18 protein-coding genes and 1 pseudogene are annotated in these 23,749 nt (G+C 42.4%); 5 read left to right on the forward strand and 14 right to left on the reverse strand.

Features of this window, described 5'->3' with window-relative positions; all coding sequences use genetic code 11:
* Positions 1–99 precede the first annotated feature (99 nt).
* The 11 genes and pseudogenes from RM368_RS08615 to RM368_RS08665 all read right to left on the reverse strand — a co-directional run.
* Positions 100–1,032 (reverse strand): annotated as a pseudogene (locus tag RM368_RS08615) (group II intron reverse transcriptase); the annotation flags it as partial.
* A 312-nt stretch (positions 1,033–1,344) separates the two neighbouring features.
* Positions 1,345–1,914 carry a peptidylprolyl isomerase gene (locus tag RM368_RS08620; RefSeq protein ID WP_322693698.1) on the reverse strand — a complete coding sequence of 190 codons (570 nt, stop codon included), beginning with the start codon at positions 1,912–1,914 and terminating at the stop codon, positions 1,345–1,347.
* A 119-nt stretch (positions 1,915–2,033) separates the two neighbouring features.
* Positions 2,034–4,016 (reverse strand): primary-amine oxidase, encoded by a 1,983-nt coding sequence (locus RM368_RS08625; RefSeq protein ID WP_322693699.1) that lies wholly within the window; start codon positions 4,014–4,016, stop codon positions 2,034–2,036.
* A 310-nt stretch (positions 4,017–4,326) separates the two neighbouring features.
* Positions 4,327–4,851: a tetratricopeptide repeat protein gene (locus RM368_RS08630; protein ID WP_322693700.1), complete on the reverse strand. Its 525-nt coding sequence runs from the start codon at positions 4,849–4,851 to the stop codon at positions 4,327–4,329.
* A gap of 97 nt (positions 4,852–4,948) precedes the next feature.
* Positions 4,949–5,764, reverse strand: a complete 816-nt coding sequence (locus tag RM368_RS08635; RefSeq protein WP_322693701.1) for a transporter substrate-binding domain-containing protein — start codon at positions 5,762–5,764, stop codon at positions 4,949–4,951.
* Between the two features lie 12 nt (positions 5,765–5,776).
* Entirely contained in the window at positions 5,777–6,133 is a 357-nt protein-coding gene (gene rplT, locus RM368_RS08640) for a 50S ribosomal protein L20 (protein ID WP_322693702.1), read from the reverse strand.
* Positions 6,134–6,152: 19 nt separating this feature from the next.
* Complete coding sequence (gene rpmI / locus RM368_RS08645) at positions 6,153–6,350, reverse strand: 50S ribosomal protein L35 (protein WP_322693703.1); 198 nt, start codon at positions 6,348–6,350, stop codon at positions 6,153–6,155.
* A gap of 380 nt (positions 6,351–6,730) precedes the next feature.
* Entirely contained in the window at positions 6,731–7,456 is a 726-nt protein-coding gene (locus RM368_RS08650; RefSeq protein ID WP_322693704.1) for a hypothetical protein, read from the reverse strand.
* A gap of 241 nt (positions 7,457–7,697) precedes the next feature.
* On the reverse strand, positions 7,698–10,118 hold the full coding sequence (locus tag RM368_RS08655) for an ATP-dependent helicase (RefSeq protein ID WP_322693705.1): 2,421 nt from the start codon (positions 10,116–10,118) through the stop codon (positions 7,698–7,700).
* A gap of 240 nt (positions 10,119–10,358) precedes the next feature.
* Positions 10,359–11,132: an aquaporin Z gene (gene aqpZ / locus RM368_RS08660; protein ID WP_322693706.1), complete on the reverse strand. Its 774-nt coding sequence runs from the start codon at positions 11,130–11,132 to the stop codon at positions 10,359–10,361.
* Between the two features lie 561 nt (positions 11,133–11,693).
* Positions 11,694–12,782 carry a RuBisCO accumulation factor 1 gene (locus tag RM368_RS08665; RefSeq protein WP_322693707.1) on the reverse strand — a complete coding sequence of 363 codons (1,089 nt, stop codon included), beginning with the start codon at positions 12,780–12,782 and terminating at the stop codon, positions 11,694–11,696.
* Between the two features lie 305 nt (positions 12,783–13,087).
* Here RM368_RS08665 and RM368_RS08670 point away from each other — a divergent pair, with 305 nt between their 5' ends.
* The 3 genes from RM368_RS08670 to RM368_RS08680 all read left to right on the forward strand — a co-directional run bounded on the left by RM368_RS08670 (position 13,088) and on the right by RM368_RS08680 (position 16,186).
* Complete coding sequence (locus RM368_RS08670) at positions 13,088–14,041, forward strand: response regulator (RefSeq protein WP_322693708.1); 954 nt, start codon at positions 13,088–13,090, stop codon at positions 14,039–14,041.
* 84 nt (positions 14,042–14,125) lie between these two features.
* Complete coding sequence (gene ubiE / locus RM368_RS08675; protein WP_322693709.1) at positions 14,126–14,830, forward strand: bifunctional demethylmenaquinone methyltransferase/2-methoxy-6-polyprenyl-1,4-benzoquinol methylase UbiE; 705 nt, start codon at positions 14,126–14,128, stop codon at positions 14,828–14,830.
* A 120-nt stretch (positions 14,831–14,950) separates the two neighbouring features.
* A complete protein-coding gene (locus RM368_RS08680) occupies positions 14,951–16,186 on the forward strand; it encodes a DUF445 domain-containing protein (protein ID WP_322693710.1) in 1,236 nt (411 codons plus the stop codon).
* A gap of 152 nt (positions 16,187–16,338) precedes the next feature.
* Here RM368_RS08680 and RM368_RS08685 read toward each other — a convergent pair whose 3' ends face one another.
* From RM368_RS08685 to RM368_RS08695, 3 genes are all read right to left on the reverse strand, one after another.
* Positions 16,339–16,914 (reverse strand): Uma2 family endonuclease, encoded by a 576-nt coding sequence (locus tag RM368_RS08685; RefSeq protein ID WP_322693711.1) that lies wholly within the window; start codon positions 16,912–16,914, stop codon positions 16,339–16,341.
* Between the two features lie 207 nt (positions 16,915–17,121).
* Positions 17,122–18,474, reverse strand: coding sequence for a cytochrome P450 (locus tag RM368_RS08690; RefSeq protein WP_322693712.1), 1,353 nt, complete (start codon positions 18,472–18,474; stop codon positions 17,122–17,124).
* Between the two features lie 70 nt (positions 18,475–18,544).
* Positions 18,545–19,498, reverse strand: a complete 954-nt coding sequence (locus RM368_RS08695; protein WP_322693713.1) for a Rieske 2Fe-2S domain-containing protein — start codon at positions 19,496–19,498, stop codon at positions 18,545–18,547.
* A 332-nt stretch (positions 19,499–19,830) separates the two neighbouring features.
* Here RM368_RS08695 and RM368_RS08700 point away from each other — a divergent pair, with 332 nt between their 5' ends.
* Together RM368_RS08700 and RM368_RS08705 are read left to right on the forward strand one after the other, a co-directional pair.
* Positions 19,831–20,499: a TetR/AcrR family transcriptional regulator gene (locus RM368_RS08700; RefSeq protein ID WP_322693714.1), complete on the forward strand. Its 669-nt coding sequence runs from the start codon at positions 19,831–19,833 to the stop codon at positions 20,497–20,499.
* Between the two features lie 378 nt (positions 20,500–20,877).
* A complete protein-coding gene (locus RM368_RS08705) occupies positions 20,878–23,745 on the forward strand; it encodes an FG-GAP-like repeat-containing protein (protein WP_322693715.1) in 2,868 nt (955 codons plus the stop codon).
* The last annotated feature ends 4 nt before the right edge of the window (positions 23,746–23,749 follow it).

Raw genomic sequence — 23,749 nt, forward strand, 5'->3', positions numbered from 1 at the left:
TAGAATGTTCTTCGGTTGAGTCGATGAGGGATATTATTCCCTGCACCTCTCAGTTAGATCCGTGCGTACCCGTTTCCGTGTACACGGCTTTCGATGTTCTTAGCTTGCGCTTTTGCTCATGTGTATGTAATCGTGGCAACTCTCGTGAATTGCTTCAAGATTATTTTTCTTCCAGTTGGTGTGATTTCCGTCGATGTGATGTAGGTGAACCCGTTCCTCATCGATGAGCTTTAAGCCGCAGGAAGCACATTTATGGTTTTGCTTCTTAAGAGCAATAGAAGTTTCGCCATCGTAGAGCTTACTTTTGCGTTCGCTCCAGTAGGCTGTATCTCCGTCGTAAGGTGATTTAGTTCCCTTGACAGAAATGTGTTTGTTTTCGGAGTGGGAAACTGCTGGGAATGCCTTGTCTAGTAATTTCTTGCTAGAGTAGCGGTTTTGCTTGGTTTCCTTGTTGAATACCGTATAAGCTCTTTTTTGGATGTGATATAACGAGTTTCTCGACCCGTCCATCTTGCAGAACTTATGGTAGTTTCTCCAACCTCTCACTATTGGGGCTAATTTCTCAGCCTTTGTGGTAGCACCATAATTCGAGTTGTTGACGATGTGTTTTACTTTCTTACGGAATGCTTTGAAATTATCCACAGAGGGAATACATCTGAACTTTCCGTTTTTCTGGACTTTAAAGTGCCAGTCGAGGAAGTTAAACCCATCTGTCGCGGCGGTAACTTTGGTTTTCTTTTGGCTTACATTCATTCCGCGTTTGCGGAGGAACTCGCTGATTCTTTCAAGTATCTCTGTCGCATCGTCTTCGGTTCGGAGTATAATAACCATGTCATCCGCGTATCGGATTGATGGCTCGACAATTCTATCTGCCGATGTTTTAGGTGTAATCCTTCTACCCTCACAATATTGAGAGTGGTATCTGTGGATACTCTCAATCCCGTTGAGTGCAATATTTGCTAGTAATGAGCTGACCACTCCCCCTTGTGGGGTTCCTTGTTCAGGAAATTCTGGATTTACCCCTGCCTTGAGGCCTACGGTGTATACACAAGTCCTAAAATCATTGCCTGGTAAGATACAAGCCTTGGTAGGCAAGGTATTGAGTTCAGCAAACTGATTATCAATAGTGTCAGCTTATTGATAGAGTCCTAACGGAAAATCAAAGATTTTAAAAAAAATTTTCCGTTGTTTTTCGTTGATTTGATTGCCAACTCGACTTGTGTATACACGGTAGGCCTTTATAAGGGGAGGGTTAGGGTGGGGTAAAAAATATTTTATACATCAATCATGACTTTTCAAACATCCTCTAAGCACTAAAGTGCTTACTACAAACCAAGGTGTTAATTACTGCCGAAAAATTTCTACTTTTTGTAACACTACTTCTTGATTCGGACGATCTCTAGTTGTAGGCACATTCGCAATTTTGCTAACTACATCTAAACCTTGGACAACTTCACCAAAAACACTGTGATTATTGTCAAGGTGAGGTGTTGGTGCTTCTGTAATGAACCATTGCGAACCATTAGTACCGCGTCCGGCATTCGCCATCGACAGGATACCTGCACGAGTGTGTCTCAAGTCAGGATGAAACTCATCTTCAAATTTATATCCCGGGCCGCCAGTACCCCATCGGTTGGCTGTATCTAGATAACGACTCAGAGGATCGCCACACTGAATCATAAAATTAGGGATGACCCGATGAAAGCGAACGCCATCGTAAGCTGGAGTTCCCTTACCAGATTGACCAGTTTTCGGGTCTTTCCAGTCGATTGTTCCGGTTGCTAGACCGACAAAATTTTTGACGGTGTTGGGAGTTCGCTCTTCTTCCAAACGAACTACAATTTCACCCAAGGAAGTAATTAAACGAGCGTGCAGTGTTCCATCACCGGGAATATTAATTTCTGGAAAATTCATTAGATATCCTATTTTAACCAGTGCCAATGTTTGAACTATATAAGTTTATCAGCATTCAAGTTACCGCCTTTAGACATAACAAAAAACCTGAAGGCAGGAAACTTGAGCCAACAAATATTTTACTCAGGCAAATTTATCGCTGGATTACGGCTAAAGAATCCTCTAGGGACTAGCTTAAAGCCAACTTCATGAACAGGCATCACCGGCCAATCTTCCGATCGCGGAACATGAGTTACGCCCATTGTGTACCACAGTACGATATCTTCACCCAGCAAAGACTCATTGTCTGCAATATATTTTGGTAAACCCTGTCCGGGTTTTGTCTGGTTGGGATAATCGCCCCCAGCATAAAGTTCAGTGGGTTTATATTTTGTTACCCAGAGGTGATGAGTTGCAAATTCTGCCCGTTGACGGATTTTTGAACCTTCCACAGGGAAAAATATCGAGTTTCCTTCAGGCATCAGCATATATCCGGGTGCAGTACCGAGAGCATTCTTTTTGTCTGCACTAACAATCATCCATTCTCGACTGCTTTTCATGTCCAAATCGCGCACAGCATCGGTTTCTTTGGCTAGCGGAGTTTCTGCAAGTGCGATCGCATTTCCTAAAATATTTTTATCATCCATCGGCAAAGCATTCACATTCATTTCCATCACAGAATTCGCCTGACCATCAACATCAAAATCTAGGCGATAGTTGAAAAAATGCTGGTGATTTACTCCAAAGATATTCTTAGCAATTAACCGACCATAAGAATCATCATCAGATTGCTTTTGGGCAGCCGTTCCCTGCGCCAATACAATACCCGTTAATTCATTTTGGACTTCCAAAGTCCCATCCTGGTGAAAGATCCAATTAATGCTGTAATCATAGTTGTCAATGGCTACCGTCATCTTCATCACTAATTCTCGACTGCGACGGACATCATTACGCTGAGTATTATATTCATAATGTTTCCACAGCATTCCGTTGTCGCGTTCGTAGATACCGATAACCCCTGGTATCTGATAAGGTTCTCCCTGCTCATTAGCAAATACAGCATTTAACAACAAGCCATTTTCGGGAATTTCTTTACCTAATTTCATCGTATTTGCTAGTAAACCTAAGTTGTATTCTCCAACATCAAAGGCATTTCTAAACGACCAAGTAGGCTCAGGATTGCCATAAGGTACTACCATTTCTGAGAGGCTAGCGCGGTATAAAACTGGTCGAATATTTTCCCCGTCTTTGTGTGTCACTTGGTAGAGCATTAATCCATTGCGAGGATGCATTGAATAGCGAAACTTCCAACCTTGCCAGCTAATTTCATTGTCTTCGATCTGGAAACTTCTACCATTAGGTTGGAGTATTTTTAATGCTTTAAGTGGTGACAGTAATTTACCCAAGGATTTGAGGTCGTAATCCCAGTTTTCTTGAGAAAAAGGTATGTTTCCTCTATCAACAAAACTGGCTATTTTACCCGTATTCAAATTGACTGTTGCTAAAACTCCTTCAATCGGACTACCGTAATAGTTCCAACCTTTACCTTTGTAGTAAGATAAACCGCGACAAAGACGATTACCTGTTACTTCTTCCTGTTCGCTGAGAATTCCTGGTGCCCACCAACTGATTTTAACTTGCTCAAAATCGGTAATTCCCCGCTTTTGCATCGCTTTTTGCCATCGGGGATCGGCTTTAACTACCTGAGTTGCTAGTTCATATTCTGAATTAGCGATCGCAGGTTGAACAGACGGTATTTCTTTCCAAGAACTTAAGGTTTTGCTTTTGAGATCGACAATTCCTTCAAAGGTTTTGTTTTCTGAACGTTCATAGATTACCAAAAAAGCTTTTCGCCCAAAGACTTTACCAGGTGTAAAATTTAGAACTTCTTCTTTATCTGGTTCTTGTAAAGCAATAAGAGGAAAAGCTGCCATTTCGCTCAAATTTTTTTCTCTTTGGATGACCGAAACAGCTGTGTTAATTTCTACCTCAGTTAGTGAAGTGAGAGGATGGGAAATCGAAGGCTGTTGAGCCGTCAATGTTTCTATTAATCCGATTGAGATAGAAATGACAACAATGATGGCAATAGCTAGCCATAAAAAACGCTTTAACCGCTTAATCATCTTTTACATTTTTACAAAAGACTTATAGTTATCTATTTCCAAACCTAAGATTGAAAACCGATAAATTAAGAGGCTAAAGCGAAATTAATTATAAAATAACCCCACCCCGCAAGCGGGGCTACAGTGTACACACAAATCGAATTACCCCCCTTAATCCCCCCTTATAAAGGGGGGAAACAAGAAACAAATCTAGTTCCCTCCCCTTTATAAGGGGAGGGTTAGGGTGGGGTAAAAACGTGATTTTTGAGCTATTTCAGACTTGTGTATACACGGTAAGCTTGCGGGTGGGGGTTCGGGTATTATGCTTATCTTACGCCGAAACCAAACGACGTAAAGATTCAGCACGACGTTTAGCAATAGAGTTATTTGGAGCAAATTTAAGTGCTTCTTCGTAAGCTTGTAACGCCTGAGTATTTAATTTTTTCTTCTCGTAGGCATGACCGAGATTATTCAATCCTGTCACGTAGTCTGGTTTAGACTTAAGAGCTTCTTTGTATTGACGAATTGCTAAGTCATATTGCTCTTGGGTAAAATAAACATAGCCCAGTCCGTTGTAGATAGGGGCAATATTTTCTTCTCCCTCATCTTCAGCAGCTTTGAGAGCTTTTTGAAATAGCGCGATCGCTGGAGAATACATTTTTTTTTCTGAATAAATACTGGCTAACTCATAATATTCTTGAGTCGTACCCTTTTCTTTCTCTAACTTCTTTCGCAACTTGGCAAAAGAGCCTTCAACCTTGCGAGTTTTGAAAATCTGGCGAAAAACACCCACGGCTGCAAGTGTGAGTATTACCACCAAAATTGAGAGATAAACAACGGCTAGACTGTTATCCATTACTGCAAATAGAAATATTATAAAGTTTGTTATTTGTCATTTGTCATTTGTCCTTTGTTATTCGTTAATGACTAATGACCAATGACAAATGACCAACTTACGGTAAACCCCAATATTGAGAGCGTTGCTGGAGCCAACCTTTTTCTAAATAACGAGCGATCGCTTGATTCACATTTCGTCTTAACTCATCGTACTGCAATCCCTTGGGCATTACTACGCACAGGGGTTCAGTTGATAACTTAGTTGGCAGTAACCGATATTGAGGATATTGCTGTACCCAGCCGCTTAGAACACTAGCATCTGCGGCAAAGGCTATTGCGACATTATTTTCTATTCTCTCTCGCGCTTCTTGATAAGAATTTACTCCTACTAACTCGGCATTTGGTAGATAGTATCGCACTTGAGGAATGGTGCTGGAGTTGTAAAGTACGGCAATTTTTTGTTTTGCTAAATCGTTCAACTGCTGCACAGATGCATCTTTTGTAATTAATACAGTGCCATCAAAATAGTAGGGAACACTGAAGCTAACTACGCGGGAGCGTGACTCGGTTGCTGTGACTCTAGCGATCGCAAAATCAACTTTTTTGTCTAAGACTACAGAAAGGCGATCGCGATTCGCTACAGGTTGAAATTTTACAGCTTCGGCTTTACCAACCAAGTCAACTGTCAAACGCTTGGCTAAGTCAATTTCTAAGCCTTGCAAATTCCCGTTGTCATCTTTAAATCCCAAGGGACGCAAGTTATCTTTCACAGCAACATTTAAATAGCCCCGCTGCTGAATTTCTGACATTTCGGCAGCAAATGCAGTTAATCCCGTCCCCACTAGAGAAAAGCAAAAAATCCAAAATATAGTGGCGGATAATACCAGATGTAACCGAGTAATTGTTTGCCGTCTGTTACATCTGTTATACATCCCTCACCACCTTTATCCTTTAGCTTGAAGTGCCAATTCAGCAATTTTGCCGAAACTAGCTGGATCGAGGACTGCTAATTGCGCCAACATCTTACGATTTAGTTGGATATCAGCTTTTTTCAAGTTACCGATCAACTGGCTGTAACTCAAGCCGTGTTGCCTGGAAGCAGCATTGATGCGAGTAATCCAGAGGCGACGAAAATCGCGCTTTTTCTTTTTGCGATCGCGGTAGGCACTCCGTAGCGCCTTCATCACTTGTTGGTTGGCAGTTCTAAACAAAGTTGAATGGGAACCGCGAAAACCTTTAGCTAGTTTGAGAATTTTATTGCGGCGTTTGCGAGCTACATTACCGCGTTTTACCCTAGTCATAATTTATTTCCTAAAATACTTACAAATATGGGAGCATCAAGCGCACGTTAAGTTCATCGCGTTCGTGTACAAGCGCACTCTTACGCATATCACGTTTTTTGTTGGAAGATTTATGTTCTAAAAGGTGGCTTTTGAACGCTTTGCGACGGACAATTTTACCGCTACCAGTGGCACGGAATCGTTTTGCCGCGGCTTTACGAGTCTTTAGTTTAGGCATGGTCTAGCTTTGATTCGACACGATCCATTATTATATACTATTAAAATTGCTATAACTGCAATTAAATAAAGGATTTAGCCAACGGCGATCGTTATTCAGGAGTCAGGAGTCAGAATTCAGGAGTCAAGAGTCAGGAGTCAGAATTCAGGAGTCAGAATTTTGTACAAATGGTGGATACCGTAGTATAAAACCTTTCTTCTCCTTTGGAGACGCTAGCACGAACCCTTAAAGTAAGTCCGCGATCGCCTGAATAATCGGGTCTAAAATCTTACCAAATCTACGATTTGGTGGTATAACAATTCCCTGACGAGTCTGAATACCCGACTGCTAGCGCCAGCATATTGATTCTGAATTCTGACTTCTGAATTCTGCAATCTTCTTCAAGAACTTTTTTCAGTGGCGTTGGCTTTGGGATCTAAAATTATTTGCGAAGTGGATTTATTCACATGGTAAATCCAAGATTGCTCTTTAACCTTGACAATCACTTCCCAACCTTCCACGGGGTCGTACTGCTGGGTGCAGACTTCGCCAAAGTTGAATTGGCAGAGATTTCCAAAGGTTTTTGGTGTAGTTTGAGTAATCTTTAAATCAGTAATTTCCACCCCAGAACGGCTTGAGGCATCGCTCAAAATTGCATCTGCGATCGCCTTGGGCAATGTTTGTGAAGTACTCACTTTCGGATCTAAAATTCTTTGCTTTCCAGATTTATCTACATGGTAAGTCCACGAATCTTGGCGGACTTTGACAACTACTTCCCAGCCTTCAATGGGGTTATATTCCCTAGTACAAACTTCTCCAAATTTGAACTCACAGGGATTACCAAAGGTTTTCGATGTGACTTGGGTAATCTCTAATTCCCGTTTACGTACACCGGAAAGGAAGGATGCATCTCCTAAAATTTTTTTAGCGATCGCTTTCGGCAACTCGTTTGCTTGCGATTGGGATAGTTTAATGGCGTCTGAGCGAGGTATAGCCCCAGCATAATTGTTTTCAACGAGTCCAAACCCACAAGATAGCAAGCTTGTCAACACCAGCGTCAAGAATATTCCTCTAGGTGACTGGAAGGTATTTTTAATTACGGCAGATGCTTGGATGATGGATTTCATATACTATGTATTGATTGTTAAAAATTGAACAGATAATATTGCAATTGCAATCATAATTTGTTTGACGTTGCACTCTCAATTCAGTTTCAGGGGAGCAAGGGAGCAGGGGAGCAGGGGAGCAGAGGAGAAGTTGCAGTAAATTTTTGCCCTCAGCCCCTCAGCTTCTTGTGCCCAATGCCCAATGCCCAATGCCCAATGCCCAATGCCCAATGCCCAATGCCCAATGCCCCATTCCTTATACTTATTTGCTCATTACCGCTAAATTCACCACAAATTCAGGAAATTGGCGTTTTAATGCTGGAAACACCGGACAAGGCGCTTGTTCTTGTAAATTCTCCGGTTTACTCCAAGTAAAAGGGGCTTTCTGCGCCGCAGACATCCACAGCAGTAGCTTTGCTCGTGTCATGGCCACATAGAGTAAACGATACTCTTCAGATGTTTTCAAATTTTTTGCCACCTCCCATGCTTGACTAACATCCGGTATGATGGATTCTTCGTGGAGAGTAGCGCGAATTTGAGCGCGAGCTACTTCTGATAAAGTAAAGTCGCCTAAAAATTGGCTTTGGGGAGGAACCCAAAATCTGCCAGGAATCAAGTTTTCGTGGAGAAAGGGAAGAAATACATAGTCCCAATCTAGCCCTTTAGCTTTATGCATAGTGATAATTGTCAGTTGACCGCGACGGGTATAACGTTCTTCCGAATCCTCGGTTTCCACTGGTTCAAACCGTTCGGAACTAACAATTTCACTTAAAGCTGACAGCATTCCCCCCATCGAACTATTGCCAGCTATCTGCTGGTTTACCCGTTCTGCAAGTTTATCAGCAGTTGCTAATTCTGCCTGGTCATAATTTAAGGTCAAGGCGAGAAAAGAAATTAGCTGGTAAAGAGGCAATTCCAAACGAGCGCGGAGCAAGCTGCGACACAAGCGAGCAGCTTTTTGTACTGTTTCTGGCTGGGGTGCTGCTAGGGGGCCAGGATATAAAAACTCTTCTGGGAGACTAGCAAGGGCGTTGAGGTCTTGGGTAGGAATTAATTGGCGCTGTACTAATGCTTCTAGGGCTGCTTTGAGGTAATCGGGGGAGTGAGGGCGATCGCAAAATTGCAATAATGCCAAAATCTCTTGGGGGACATGGGAACGGCGATCGCGTTCTCCCACATCGTAAAGTGTAATTTTATGCTCTTTGCACAGAGGTGTCAAAGCTTCTGCTAACCATCGTCCTTGACGATTTTCTCGGACTAAAATCGCGGCACTATTTTTTGTTGGATCTTCACCAAATAACTCAATTACTCTTTGAGATAACAATTCAACGGTGTGATGGATGTCACGTGGGGTATAAAGTTCTAATCCTCGTCCTACGGGTGCGGGGTTGGCGTTAGCTTGAGGATCGCCAGCTTCCACAGGGCGAATTGTCTGTAAGCGAAATGGTACTTGTCGGTTGTCAGGAATCTGTTGTTTGTTGTTAGTTTTGGTTGTTGCTAACCACTGATTATTGATCCATTTCAGGGCAAAGTTAGCGGCTTCAATGATAATTCTAGTACTGCGACCAGCTCGATCCATCGTTGCCAATCGTTCGATGCGATCGCACTCTTCGCAAAATTGCCGGAAATAAATCGGATCGGCTGGAGTAAATGTGGAGTTAATCGCTTGGTTAGGATCGCCAACTCGAACTAAATTGAGTGGGGAGTACGTAGAGACGCGATTCATCGCGTCTGTATTCATCCCCTCATATTCTCGATTACTTGCCAAAATTTCTAATAGCTGCGTCTGAAGAGGGCTAGAATCTTGGGCTTCGTCTTCAAAGACGGCGAATATTTGGTTTTGCTCGATATGACGGGCACTGTCGTTTTCTAAAACGCGCAGTGCGGCTAAAATCATATCGTCGTAATCGATAAAATCACGCGATCGCATTAAGTTTTGATATTGCTCATACAATCCCGCCGCTACACTCAAAATTGCATATTCATCTGTGGTTTGCTTACTCCACTCCCGCAACAATTCTGGCGATATTCCAGAACTTTTTGCTTCATGAATTACCGTATTAGCCAATTCTGGTAATACTTCTGTTCGCAGCACCGATTGACGACGCAACCTTTCTGTCTCTTCTCCATCAAATTGATGACCTTCCAATAACCGCAAATATACATTTGGATTATTTACAATCCATTGTTCTACAGCAGTTCTGATAAAGCGGTGACTTTGGGTTGGTGTAATTAATATGACATTTTCTAACTGCAAACCTGACAAATCAGAATGGCGGTTGGCAATGTTCAACGCTAGACCGTGTAGGGTATAGACAAAAAATCCTGTTTGAGGTAGAGATAAATCATCTCTTAAAAATTTACGAATCTTCGCTTTAATATTGGCAGCAGCGGAGCGAGTAAAAGTAACGACTACCAACTGACGACGGGAAGATGAACGCTCATATTGACGGGCGATCGCGATCGCTGCTGCCGCCGCCATTCCAGTAGATTTGCCTGCACCAGGAACGGCTGAAATCGCCAAAGGCCCAGATTGCCAATCAGCCATTTGCTGCTGTCCAGGGCGGAGACTGTTGCGGATTCTGAGAATCTTCTCCTGCAAAGAAGGAATAAGCGATCGCTCAGATAATTCTGAGTCAAGTAATTCTTGAACAACAGGGGTAGTAAATTTAGAGTCGGGCATAACATATTAAATTATATATTTTAAATAATTTTAAATAGATATTGAATTTAATTCCCAAACCACAGATATGAATAATCTTCGGTGATTCTAATCCCAAATTATTAAATAAATTACTCCACTGTTTTTGCCCTAATTATTCTAAGACACGAGCTATATCAGAAATATGATGTCAATCCCCTGACTGAAGATATTAACGCTAACGCTTAGTTAATTTGTTCAGTAAGGGGATTGTTAAGAAAATTAGACTAGTTCTTTGATATTTTGCCGTTCATCCACACTTGATTCACTAAAGACGGCTACGTACAACCATCCTGCTAAAATTGCCCCCAAGATCGGAGCTATCCAAAACAGCCAGACTTGTGAAAAGAGTTCTACACCCGCAAATAGAGCAACTCCAGTACTACGGGCAGGATTAACCGAGGTATTGGTTACAGGAATGCTAATTAGGTGAATTAAAGTGAGTCCAAAACCAATTGCCAGTGGTGCAAATCCTTTCGGAGCACGGCTATCAGTCACACCCAGAATAATCAGCAGAAACATGAAAGTCATCACAACTTCACTAATGAAGCAAGCAAACAGCGTGTAACTACCTGGAGAATGAGTACCGTAACCGTTGGTAGCCAGCGGGTTGGAGCCAGTCAGGGTAAATCCAGCTTTGCCGCTAGCAATCAGGTAGATAATGCCCGCAGCAACAACTGCACCGATTACTTGAGAAACGATATAAGGTAGTAAGTCAGATCCCGGAAAGCGTTTACCTGCCCACAGTCCAAAGGAAACAGCTGGATTGAAATGACCGCCAGAAATATGACCAAGAGCATAAGCCCCTGTGAGGACAGTAAGCCCAAATGCCAAAGATACACCTACTAATCCAATCCCCAATGGAAAAGAAGTATTTTCGCTGATTTTTGCAGCATCTGCTGTGTAGGCTGCGGCTAAAACAGCACTACCACAGCCACCTAAAACAAGCCAAAATGTGCCGATAAATTCTGCCAAACAACGTTTTGTGAGAGACATTTTTGGAAAATTCCTTGTTTCGCTACAAATGAGTAATAGTTACGTAACACAATGTTTAAGTCATTGCTGTCAACAGAAAATCTATTGCCTTTTTTTTGTGATGAAACTAAATTGAAAAAAATCGGAATTTTTTTCTCAATAGTCAATTGTGGTGATAAAATATGAAAATACAGTAAAATTTAAAATAACCAAAAAAATACTTAATTTTTTAATAATTTTCATCTCATATAGCGGTATGCAGTTGAGTGAAATACAAAAATTTTGCTGAAATGATTTTACAGTAAGGGCTTTGGTATTCTCATACAATCGATAACCGCTATAAGTTGCAATACGGTTGGTTTTAGCTTCAAAAACCGTAAACTGCCTAGCTTGCTTATCTAGTAATGGTATTAAGACAAACCCAACAAATGACCAAAAATGTTGGGTTTAGCTCTTCAACCCAACCTCCGATTTTCATTAACTCAATCGTGTTGAGATTTTTGCTTTAGTTAGTTTAATTTTCAACACTCCCACACCTTCAGGCGTAGGAGTGTTACGCAGTTAGCTCGTCTAAAATTGAATTTATTCGTCAATCTGCCATGAATCCTTAGTTAATTCTTCATCTAGAATTCTCTTAGGACGCACAATGATAATAATTTGTCCTAATAGAGGAATTTCTGGCTCAGTTTCAAACCATTGAAAATCTAATTCACCACCATTTTCAACGACAAAATAGCTAGAGGCATCCCATTCTCGTTGGGCACGATCTATCACAACTAAGACTGGCCCTGTTTGGGCTTGGGTTTGGATGGGGAAGCGATGGCTATTCGCTAAAATCACCACTGGATCTTCTGCCGCTAATAGGACTTGCCAACCTGGTAAAGGTACCCAAGCTTGCTCTCCAGAAAACTTGACCATCCGAAATGGTTCAATTTCTGTCATTATGGGCACAGCTTGCAAGTCTTGGCGTGATAATGGCAACTCGCCAACCACGGGTAAGATTCGGGGTAACTGTTCTTCAAATTCCAGGCGGTAAAACGGTAAAATTGGCGCTGGACGCTGAGGAACGGTAGTAAAATCAGTTAGTAGTTGTTCGATTTTTTGCCTTGCACCTGGCGTATGAGCAAAACGCAAACCTTTGGCGATTAGGCGGGATCGCTGTTGTAAATCTGCATTTTGGCGTGCCAGTTTCCAAACTTGGTGAGCAACCGCATCTCCAGGATGAGCAGAAAACCCTTCTGGCAAAGTGCGGAAATAGGAGAACTCTTTAATTGCTTTTGCTATATCCCGTGCCTCATCAGCATCAACATTATGGACAAAGATCAGTTCGGCAGCAGCGGCGCGTTCTTCTTGAGTAAGTAAACGTAACTCGTATAAAACATCGCTGCCACGTGTAGTATAGTGCGATCGCGTTTCTTGCGATACTCCAAACTTTTCCAAAGAATTGTAAACTTGAGAACCAACAACCACCTGGTTTTGTTGAATCGGCTCAAATCCAGTCGCCTCAAAAATTTCTTGGGGGTTGTAACCGATTTTTAGCAACGAGGCGATCGCGGCTCCCCATTCCACCCAGTTGCCTTGTTTTTGCCTCAGTCTTCGCAGTAACTCTTGTGCTACATCATTGTTAGCATTATCTTCGGGATTCTGAGTATTGGGTGGTAGATCAGTCATAATCGGAGTGCAAGCTTCAACTTGAGAGGTTAATTAACACCTCATGAGCAAGTATTATTCTAATCTATACCCAGACCTACACCTCATCCACGATCAAAACTGCCATAGTTTTGCTGATTTAGTTAGTTTTTCTAGTGGAACATTTTTTCAGATATTTGGGCAGATAAATTTCCTCTGTAGCGCTCACTATTAGCGTTCTCAAATATGCAAAATAACTCCGTATAAACCCTTGGCGATCTTCGGCTATTCTCAACTAAACTTGGTATGGAATATAACAAGAGAGTGAATATTTAAAGGAAAATCTTATGGATAAACCCAATCTCGAAATTGATAAAGTCCAATCTCAAGTTATGACTCTCGAACGACCAAAAAAGCTGAAAATACTGGTAGTTGACGATGAGCCAGATAATCTCGATTTACTTTATCGCACATTTCGACGTGACTTTAATGTTCTGAAAGCTGATAGTGGGGTGAACGCTCTACAAGTTTTGGCAGCAGAAGGGGAGGTAGCAGTGATTATCTCCGATCAACGGATGCCAGAAATGAAAGGGACTGAATTTCTCAGCAAAACTGTACCTCAGTTTCCCGATACAGTAAGAATAATTCTCACTGGATTTACTGATATAGAAGACTTGGTAGAAGCAATTAATGCCGGACAAGTTTACAAATATATCACCAAGCCTTGGGACCCAGGGGAACTAAAGGCAGTGGTGCAAAGAGCAGCCGAAACCTACGACTTGCTCAAGCAACGTACAGAAGAATTACGCCGCGCTCATGCTCAAATGGCGTTGCTGAGTGTTTTGGTACAGGTAACTCAAGCCGCTTCTAGCTTAGAAGAAACTCTCGCTCCCATTGCTAGGGCTGTGAGTGAAACTTTTGGGGCAGACGGCTGTATTTTACAACTTACAGATGGAAATACTCTAGTTGCAACTCAAGGAACTTACAGCTATACAGGTACAATAGAAAATTGGCTATCTCTTGACCCACTAACCAGGGAAGCGATCGCTACAGGACAAATGCAAGTTTCCTTAAATGTACTTAAAGACTCTAAATTAGTTGATGCGATTCACTACCAAAATACGGGCGTGCAAGCACATTTAGTTATCCCAATTAGCTACCGCAATCAACTTTTAGGTGTATTGTCACTACAGTGGAAACAACCTTGCACTTTGCGAGAAGATGAATTGGTGCTAATTAATTTATCAGCGCAACTGGTAGCGATCGCTCTGACTAGTAGTCGCCATCAAACCACTGTGTAGTTGTCATCTGTGCTTTGTCATTTGTCCTTTATGCTTGGCAAATGACAAATGACTAATGACCAATGACTAATGACTTATTGACCAATGACTAACGAAATTCAGTCCATTTTTAACCGTATTGCTCCAGTTTATGACCAGTTGAACGATTGGTTGAGTCTGGGACAGCATCGAATCTGGAAGGAAATGGCAGTAAAATGGAGTGCAGCTAAACCAGGAGATACTGCATTAGATTTGTGTTGCGGTAGTGGTGATTTAGCTTTACGTTTGGCCCGGCGCATCGGAGCAACAGGACAGGTGTATGGAGTGGATTTTTCCCAAAACCTGCTAGAAAACGCTAAAGAACGCTCCCAAAAGCAGTACCCCAAACCTGCTATTAACTGGGTAGAAGCTGATGTCCTCAATTTACCCTTTGACGATAACCAATTTGATGCCGCAACAATGGGCTATGGTTTAAGAAATGTTAAAGATATTCCCCGCAGTCTCCAAGAGTTATACCGGGTTTTAAAGCCGGGAGCTAAAGCCGCAATTTTAGACTTTCATCGACCGAGTAATCCTCAGCTACGCGCCTTTCAACAGTGGTATCTGGACGGTTTTGTGGTACCAGTTGCCAATTATTTAGGCTTAAAAGAAGAATATGCTTACATCAGTCCCAGCTTAGATCGCTTTCCCATCGGTAAAGAGCAAATAGAGTTAGCTCATCAAGTTGGTTTTGCAGTTGCCACACACTACCCCATTGCGAACGGTATGATGGGAGTGCTAGTGCTGAGTAAGTTAGGAGTTATTAGTTAAAAGTTATGAATTATGAGTAGTGATAAATTCTCATTTAAAATTTATCATTTTTAACTCTTAACTCCTAACTCTTTACTCCTAACTCTAAGCTCTAACCTCCTAACTTTTTTAATTCTTCCCTTGGACTGGTCTCATCTTTGGCTTTATGTGTCTCCCCCGGTACTGGGTGGAATTATTGGCTATTTCACAAATGATATAGCCATCAAAATGTTGTTCCGTCCTTATCAAGCAATTTATATTGCTGGACGAAGAGTACCCTTCACCCCTGGATTGATTCCCCGCAACCAGGAACGTTTGGCTTTGAACATTTCTAAGACAATCATGGGGTCACTTTTGACACCGCAAGAATTGCAAAATTTGGCGCGGCGTTTGTTGCAAACAGAACGCGTGCAATCAGCAATTCTTTGGTTGTTGCGGTTAGCAATTGAACAAATCAAAACAGATAAAAACGAGAAAAGTGCCAAAATTGTAGCGGGAATTTTGCGGGATTTACTAGGAGAATCTTTGCCACGGTTGCTTAAGGTTTTAGCGCGGCGTGAAGATTTTTTAGAAGTGCAGATAAATCAAATTTTTGACCAGATATTGCTGGAATTTCAACTGAGTGAAGAACAAGCTACACGGCTTGCTGATTGGTTGTTGCAAGTAGTTTTACCGCCGGATCTTTTACGCCAAACGATAGTTGATTTTTTGACCGATCGCACAATTCAAATTATCGATGAAGGCTTCCGCGAAAAAACCAGTGGAACTTATTGGGTAGTAGCAAATTTGTTTGGCTTACGTAATACTCTTACACGGCTACGAACTTTTTGTTTAGATGAAAAAGAGGTTGCTAATACTCGCTTGCAGGAATTGACTCAAGATTTGCAAATTCGCGATCGCATTCGGAAATTACTGCAAAGTTTATCATTACAAAACTTGCCAATGGGTACGGTTCGTCAACTCCGAAAAACCACCCGCGAAAGTGTCCGCCATTATCTGCAAAATAGTGGCAGCGATTTTTTACAAGGATTAACTGATTCTGTTGATTGGGAAAATATTGCTGTAGTTCTGCTGAATCGTGTTAGTACTTCACCAGTTGTCAGTACTTCTTTAGAAGTCATGAGTCAAGAATTGGCTCTAATTTTAGAGAAGTATTTGGAAAAAGATTTAGAAGCAATTGTGGCGCAAGTAATTCCGATTTTGTCAATAGATCAAGTGATAGTCGATCGTGTCAAATCAACTTCACCTGCTGATTTAGAAGCTGCAATTGAGGGAATTGTCAAAAATGAATTGCAGGCGATTGTAACTTTAGGTGGTGTTTTAGGTTTTGTTGTAGGGTTATTCCAAACAATGTTTTTAGTATTAAGTCAATATTAATTTGTCTGTAAATTTGTATTACATTAGAGTTGCAAGTTCTGCCGATTTTGAAATGAGTGAAATTGAGCGATGTCTACGATGGTCACTGAGCTTGTCGAAGTGCGGGCTACGCCTACGCCTTTTGAGAAGAGATGTGAGTAAAAAGCGATCGCTTAACTCAAAATCTGTGTCAAATCCAGCACAAATCCAAGTAATACATTCTCTCCTGATAAGCTAGTAGGCGATTGTAAAACCTCCACATCCTGTTCTGGACGGTAAATTTCTACCTGTTGGTTTTGCGGATCGATCAACCATCCTAAACGCACACCGTTGTCAATGTACTCCTGCATTTTTTGTTGCACAGTCTTTAAGCTGTCTGAAGCAGAGCGTAATTCTACCGCAAAATCTGGAGCGAGTGGTAGGAATTTGTCGGGGTCTGGATTCAGGGCTTCTAATCGCTTGCGACTCACCCAGGATGCATCAGGAGAGCGATTTGCACCATTGGGAAGTTTGAAACCCGTTGAAGAGTCAAAAGTTAAACCTGTACCATCAGCGTCAGCCCAAAACTCTAACCGGGCTGTTAGTTTTGAATTACGATTTCCACTTTCCCATCCAGTTGGTGGCATGATAATTAATTCTCCCTCTGCTGTGCGCTCAAGTCGCAAATCTCGATTATTCTGACACAGTTGGAAGAACTGCTCATCAGTTAGTTCAATGGTGGGGCTGAGGTTCAGAATCAGGGCAGTCACGTCGCTTCGCTCCGAATTCAAAATTCAAAATTCAAAATTCAAAATTAATGATTCCCATAAATAAATTTAGGGGGTTGTATGATGAGTCGTTTTCGGTCATAATTCCCTCTCAATCTTGCTAACTGTAGCGTAGCACTTCTTAATATATTAAATTGACCATTGAGCCTCTAGCTTAGTTATAGATTTGGTTTTTGTCTTTATATCATGTCAGGAATTTAGCTTGCTATTCAAAGGCTCAATATATGCTTCTAGAGTATCTTTAACTTTAGAAGGTTGACGAATTGGAGCGATCGCAGAATAATCCGGTTTTACTGTCCAGTCGTAATGGCGAAGCAGTGTGGAAAGCACGATTTTCATTTCCATCTGGGCAAATTCCATGCCTAAACATCGGTGCGAACCATAACCAAAACCCATTAGTGCTAAAGGATGTTTCTTATCTTCTTCACGAGGTGGTGCAAAGCGATCGGGGTCGAAGCGATCGGGATCGGTGTACAGTTCTGGTAAACGGTGAGTCAGCATCGGCGAGATAGTCACAAACCAACCTGCTGGGATGCGATAACCTGCATACTCAATATCCTTGAGAACTCCACGATTATAGGCATACACTGGCGGATACAGCCTTTCTACTTCTTTGAGGACGTTGGTTAAATCTGGAAGTTGTTTAAGATGGGACAGGTTAAGAGGATTATTTCCCACAACTGCTAATTGTTCTTTACGCAGTCGCTCTCGCCATTCTGGATGATTACCTAATTCAAAGATTACCCAACTCAGCAAAGAGGCTGTCGTCTCGTGTCCAGCAAATAGCAGTAATAGTGCCTCGTTGATTATCTGTGCTTCGCTCAACTTATTGCCGTCTTCATCAACAGCGGCTAGCAATAATCCCAAAACATCTTTTGATTCTTCTAAGTTACCTTGCTCGATACGCTGTGCGATTTCTTGACGCAAGAAAGCTACTAACTTACCCCTAGCATTTTGACCGCGACCATATAAAGTAAAAGGGAAATTCAATTTGAATATCGCCATACTGCTCTCTAGCAGTTGTGTAAACCACTGACTAGTTTGCTCAACTTCGCTCTTGTTCTGACTTCCCAAAAACAGGCGAGTCGCAACCATTAGGGTAAGCTGACGAAAACTAGAATTTAAGGAAATCGTTTCCCGCTCTCCCCAATCTTTGAGGAAGTCTTGCACAATATTTTGGATGGTATCGAAATATGTAGCGATCGCTTTGCCGTGAAATGCTGGATACATTAAGCGACGAGTTAGGCGATGTTCTTCCCCATCTTGTAATAAGATATTATTGCCAAATGTTGATTCTAAGAAATACCACCCGATCCGCGACGACATATTTTCCGCCTGTTCCACCAGCACCAGCCGATTAGCATCAGGGCCAATTAAATAAGCACGTTTACGCCCCATAACGCTCGTTTTAAAAACTGAACCATGCTGCTGAAATCTTCGCCATAGATACAGTTCTAAATCCCGAAATATTTCTAAAGTCTCCCCCAAGATAGGCAAGCCATAACTACCAGGCATTTCCTCAACGGATTTTAGCTGCCGCATATTTGAGTACCTCCAGCAGTGATTAGCTACAATTTAATTGTAAAGGGCAGTTAGGCTTTGCAAATCCAAATTACCAATTTTGGTAGAGTTTTTCTGCGTAGAACATAATCTCTTCATTTGGCAATCTGATTTTTGGTTTTTGTCGAGGATACAAACTTTCAACTGCACCTGTATCCTGTTCAATAACTGTAGCTGCTGCTTGTAAAACTGAGTTTTTAAACAGAAATTTCATCACAGGATTGACGACTTTGGCATACATCAAAATAAATGTCTTGGTGATTTTTTCTGTTTCCGGGTAGAGAATATGAATTTGAGCAATATCACCAATAGGGGTTTTAGCCAACAAAGCTGTAGTTGAAGGAAAAGCGTATTCGAGTGTGTTAGCAAGCGTTTTCGGGAAGATTCCCAAAATAGGATTTTTGATAATTTCTCCTAATGTGTTGTTGGCTCTTGTTAGTTCTTGTTTGACTGTAGCAGAGTATCCTTTTTCTTCAAAATGATTTACATTACAAGATGTAATTTTAAATAATTCTTTATGAGTACCATTTTGGTGATTATAGTCATAGTTAACCATTAAGTTACTCAAAAATTCACCTTGAATACTTTTTTCCCCAGTTACTCCAATGAACTCGTATTCATCGACAATTTTTTGATGCAAATCTGGGATGGGCAATCTTGGCTCAAATCCGGCATAAGTCCAGATGCAGTCATTGCTAATAATTAACTCTAATGGTTTGGTAATTGGCTGAGTGTCTTTTTTATCTCCTTGCTGTAGTCTGCCTTTCCCATCAAATTCTAGTGCATGAAAAGGGCAAGTAATAGTATCTTTTTCCTGACAAACCCAGCCGCCTGATAATGGTGCTTGCATGTGCGGACAGATGTTATCAAGGGCAAACACTTCGCCTTTTTGGTTTTGCCAAATAACATAATCCTGTCCATTTAATGTGATTTTATTTGGTTTATTCACTCCCAATATAGATTTGTGCGCGATTAACCAAGGCGCACCAGGTAAAATTGGTTCCATTTTTTCTCCATAATCTTGATAATTTTTTGAAAAGTTGCTAGATGCCTTAGCAAAAGATAACGCAATCTTGAAACTTCAAAGTTGTAGACAAGCTGGTGTAGCCTGTTCTACATCACTCTTTTGAATGTCAATTGGGATAACTAAAGTCTTGTCTGCAATGGACGAACTAATACTACCGGGCAAATGCTTGGCTAACTTCACCTACTGCATGGACAATTTTGCAATTAACTAATTTTTTAGTTAGTGAGTATTAATTTAATAAATTTCATCTTCTATGTCAACTACTAACCAAGTTTTTAGTTAATATATTTTCGTTATGCTGATGGAGCAATGTGAGTCGTTCAACGCAGTCAAAATTCTCATCTAAAAAGCCGCGTCAGGTGCGCGATGCAGAAGCGACGAAAAGGCAGATTCTCAATGCGGCGGAAGCGGAGTTTGCCAGAAATGGACTTCAAGGGGCGCGGACAGGGGCGATCGCTAGAGGTGCAGGTGTCACCACAGCGATGATTTACTACTATTTCCAGAGCAAGGAAGGGCTATATCAAGCTGTTCTGCAACGTCCGGCGGTGGAGATGCACGAAGGGTTTGAGCAGCTAAATCTGGATCAATTCCCACCAGAGGAGGCGTTGAAGGTGCTTGTTAAAGAAGCGATCGCTTATGAAGCTGCTCACCCGCATAGAGGAATGCTTTGGTTTCAAGAAGCCAACCAAAACCAGGGAAAGTATTTCAAACAGGGAAATTGGCAAGAAAATTTTAGCTATCTGATCGAGATTTTAGAGCGCGGGATGGCAGAAGGTTGTTTCCGTCAGATCGATCCATTTCTCACCACTCTGCATATTATTGGGGTTTGTAATATGTACTTCAACGCTTACGAAAATATCAAACATACTAGACCCGATTTGCAACTACTGAGTTCAGAAATGATTGAGCAGCATACTCAAGCAGCAGTTAATTTTATTTTGGCTGGTGTGCAAGCAATCAAAATTAAAAGTGAAAAGTGAGGAGTTAGGAGTTATATCAAAGGAGAGCAACGCGAATATTCCGAGTTCCGAACACCAAATTCCGAGTTCGGAACACCAAACTCCGAGTTCAGAACACCAAACTTCGAGTTCGGAACACCAAATTCCGAGTTCGGAACACCAAACTTCGAGTTCAGCACACCAAACTTCGAGTTTGGAACACCAAACTCCGAGTTCCAAACACCAAACTTTGAGAAGAAAACATCAAACTTCGAGTTCGGATTTGTACTACTGTGTCAACCCCCCGTTCATTAGCTGTTCCACATAAAAGTTGTATATTTCATTGTGTTCGCTCTCAACAGTCATTCTGACTTCTTCAATTGTTTAAATTTTTAGTAGTAGAAACAAAAGGACGAACTCATGGCAAATTCAGTTTTCAACTTATCTAACCTCAACGGCAGTAACGGCTTTACCATCAATACTAACGGTTTAAGCACAGGTATCAGCAGTGCGGGAGACATCAACGATGACGGTATTGACGACCTAAATATCGGGGCAACAGCTGCCGGCTACAGCATAGGAGAGAGCTACGTGGTGTTTGGCAGCAAAGGCGGTTTTGATGCTCAATTCAACCTCTTGCCCCTCAACGGTACTAATGGCTTCACCATCAAAGGCATTGATGATTTCTCAGGCAATTCTGTTAGCAGTGAAGGAGACATCAACGGCGACGGTATTAACGACCTGATTATCGGGGCAGTTAGTGTCAAAGCCAACGGCTTGGAGGACTACAACTCAGGGCAGACCTACGTGGTATTTGGCAGCAAGAGCGGTTTTGGTGCCCAATTCAACCTCTCCACCCTCAACGGCACTAACGGCTTCACCATCAACGGCATCAATAAATTTGACCAATCGGGCAGTTCTATCAGCAGTGGGGGGGATATCAACGGCGATGGCATCGACGACCTGATTATCGGGGCAAATGGTGCCTCCCCCAACGGCATCGATAATGCTGGGCAGAGCTACGTAGTGTTTGGCAGCAAGGGCGATTTTGGTGCTCAATTCAACCTCTCCACCCTCAACGGTACTAATGGTTTTGCCATCAACGGCATTAATCCAGGTGACTACTCAGGCAATGTTAGCATTGCGGGAGACATCAATGGCGACGGTCTTGACGACCTGATTATCGGGGCACCCTTTGCCTCCCCCAACGGCGAAAGGTCAGGGCAGAGCTACGTGGTGTTTGGCAGCAAGTCCGGTTTTGATGCCCAATTCAACCTCTCCACCCTCAACGGCACTAACGGCTTCGCCATTAACGGCATCAATCCAGGTGACTTTTTAGGCAGTGTTAGCAGTGCGGGAGACTTCAACGGCGACGGTCTTGACGACCTGATTATCGGGGCACCACTTGCCGACCCCAACGGCAATTATTCAGGGCAGAGCTACGTGGTGTTTGGCAGCAAGAACGGTTTTGGTGCCCAATTCAACCTCTCCACCCTCAACGGCACTAACGGCTTCACCATCAACGGCATTAATGCAGATGACCGTTCAGGCAGTGTTAGCAGTGCGGGAGACTTCAACGGCGACGGTCTTGATGACCTGATTATCGGGGCACCACTTGCCTCACCCAACGGCATCTATTCAGGGCAGAGCTACGTGGTGTTTGGCAGCAAGAACGGTTTTGGTGCCCAATTCAACCTCTCCACCCTCAACGGCACTAACGGCTTTCTTATCAACGGTATCAATAAATTTGACTTCTTAAGCACATCCAGTAAGGGAGACATCAACAGCGACGGTCTTGACGACCTGGTTTTCCGGACAAATGGTACATCTCTGGGCGAGGACAACGGTTCAGGGAAAATCTACGCGGTGTTTGGCAACCGCGCCCCCGTTCTCGACCTCAACGGTAACTTAGAAGGAATTGATTTTAGCACTACCTTTAGCGGTACTCCCGTCTCTATCCTTGATAGCGACTTTACCCTGAGCGACAACAACACTACCCTAGCAGGTGCCACTATCACCATTACCAATCTCTTGAATGGCGCAACCGAAAGTCTCAATGCCACTGCCATCGGGAACATCACTGCTACCTACAACCCCACCACAGGCACTCTCACCCTTAGCGGCACGGATACCATTGCCAATTATCGACAAGTCCTCAGCAGCGTTACCTACAACAGTACAGCTCCTACTGCTAACACTACAATTGAGTTTGTCGTCAATGACGGACAGCCTCCCCTTAACACCAGTGCAGTGGCAACTACTACCCTGGGTTTTATCCAGAAATTCATCACAGGCACAAGTAGTGCAGATATCCTTATCGGCACACGCAACAACAATATCATCGAAGGAAAAGCTAATAACGACAAGCTCACTGGTAACGGTGGTCAAGATAAATTCATTTTTCGTCTTGGCGATGGTATCGACACCATCACCGACTTTGGCGGCGTAGGTATTGGTCCAAAATCTTCAGCGGCGGTAATTACTGAGGTGGATACCTTAGATTTTATAGGTAGTGGTTTGACTGCGAAAAATCTGCAATTAACTCAAAATGGCAACAATCTAGAAATAACTTTTGAAGATGTCGCTAATACCAAAGTCATTCTGCAAAACTTCAAATTAGAAAACCTGGATAATCTCCCAGCATCTGATACTAAACAAGCTATCGGCAATATCCTGTTTGATGGACAGACGAGCATCACTGACAGTTTTGATGTCTTTGATGCCAACTCCACTCAAACTAACTTGTTTAACAAGAACACGGTGACTTTCCTCAACGATCTGAACAATAACATTACGGGTTTTGACTACTCCAATGATGTGATTAATGGTCGGGGAGGTGATGACATCATCGACGGTAAGAGTGGCAATGATTTGCTGCGGGGTGGTACTGGTAATGATACCCTCATTGGTGATTTTGGCGATGATACTCTCGTTGGCGGTGCGGGTGCTGACAGATTCCTCTACGACCAAAATTCTCTTTTATACAACTTTGCTACTCTAGATCCCATTAGTGATTTCAACAGTTCCGAAGGTGACAAGATTGTACTGGATAAGACTAACCTTACTGCGATCGCTTCTACTCCCGGAACAGGTTTCAGTAACAAGAGTGATTTTCAAGTCACTAATTTAGGTCAAGCCAGTACAGCGAGAATTGTCTACAACCCTGTGACTGGGCAATTGTTCTACAACCAAAATGGCAGTGCGGAGGGTTTCGGCGATGGCGGTCAATTTGCGACTCTAACTGGTGCGCCAAATCTCACAGCATCTGACTTTATTATCCTTGCGTAATTCG

The sequence above is a fragment of the Nostoc sp. DedSLP03 genome, assembly GCF_034530815.1.
Lineage (GTDB): Bacteria > Cyanobacteriota > Cyanobacteriia > Cyanobacteriales > Nostocaceae > Nostoc.

Bases quoted from the DNA above. Each gene is read 5' to 3' on its own strand.
- aqpZ (WP_322693706.1), bottom strand. From the start codon at position 11,132: ATGTCTCTCACAAAACGTTGTTTGGCAGAATTTATCGGCACATTTTGG.
- RM368_RS08655 (WP_322693705.1), bottom strand. From the start codon at position 10,118: ATGCCCGACTCTAAATTTACTACCCCTGTTGTTCAAGAATTACTTGAC.
- RM368_RS08690 (WP_322693712.1), bottom strand. From the start codon at position 18,474: ATGCGGCAGCTAAAATCCGTTGAGGAAATGCCTGGTAGTTATGGCTTG.
- RM368_RS08620 (WP_322693698.1), bottom strand. From the start codon at position 1,914: ATGAATTTTCCAGAAATTAATATTCCCGGTGATGGAACACTGCACGCT.
- RM368_RS08625 (WP_322693699.1), bottom strand. From the start codon at position 4,016: ATGATTAAGCGGTTAAAGCGTTTTTTATGGCTAGCTATTGCCATCATT.
- RM368_RS08630 (WP_322693700.1), bottom strand. From the start codon at position 4,851: ATGGATAACAGTCTAGCCGTTGTTTATCTCTCAATTTTGGTGGTAATA.
- rplT (WP_322693702.1), bottom strand. From the start codon at position 6,133: ATGACTAGGGTAAAACGCGGTAATGTAGCTCGCAAACGCCGCAATAAA.
- RM368_RS08665 (WP_322693707.1), bottom strand. From the start codon at position 12,782: ATGACTGATCTACCACCCAATACTCAGAATCCCGAAGATAATGCTAAC.
- RM368_RS08670 (WP_322693708.1), top strand. From the start codon at position 13,088: ATGGATAAACCCAATCTCGAAATTGATAAAGTCCAATCTCAAGTTATG.
- rpmI (WP_322693703.1), bottom strand. From the start codon at position 6,350: ATGCCTAAACTAAAGACTCGTAAAGCCGCGGCAAAACGATTCCGTGCC.
- ubiE (WP_322693709.1), top strand. From the start codon at position 14,126: ATGACTAACGAAATTCAGTCCATTTTTAACCGTATTGCTCCAGTTTAT.
- RM368_RS08695 (WP_322693713.1), bottom strand. From the start codon at position 19,498: ATGGAACCAATTTTACCTGGTGCGCCTTGGTTAATCGCGCACAAATCT.
- RM368_RS08635 (WP_322693701.1), bottom strand. From the start codon at position 5,764: ATGTATAACAGATGTAACAGACGGCAAACAATTACTCGGTTACATCTG.
- RM368_RS08705 (WP_322693715.1), top strand. From the start codon at position 20,878: ATGGCAAATTCAGTTTTCAACTTATCTAACCTCAACGGCAGTAACGGC.
- RM368_RS08650 (WP_322693704.1), bottom strand. From the start codon at position 7,456: ATGAAATCCATCATCCAAGCATCTGCCGTAATTAAAAATACCTTCCAG.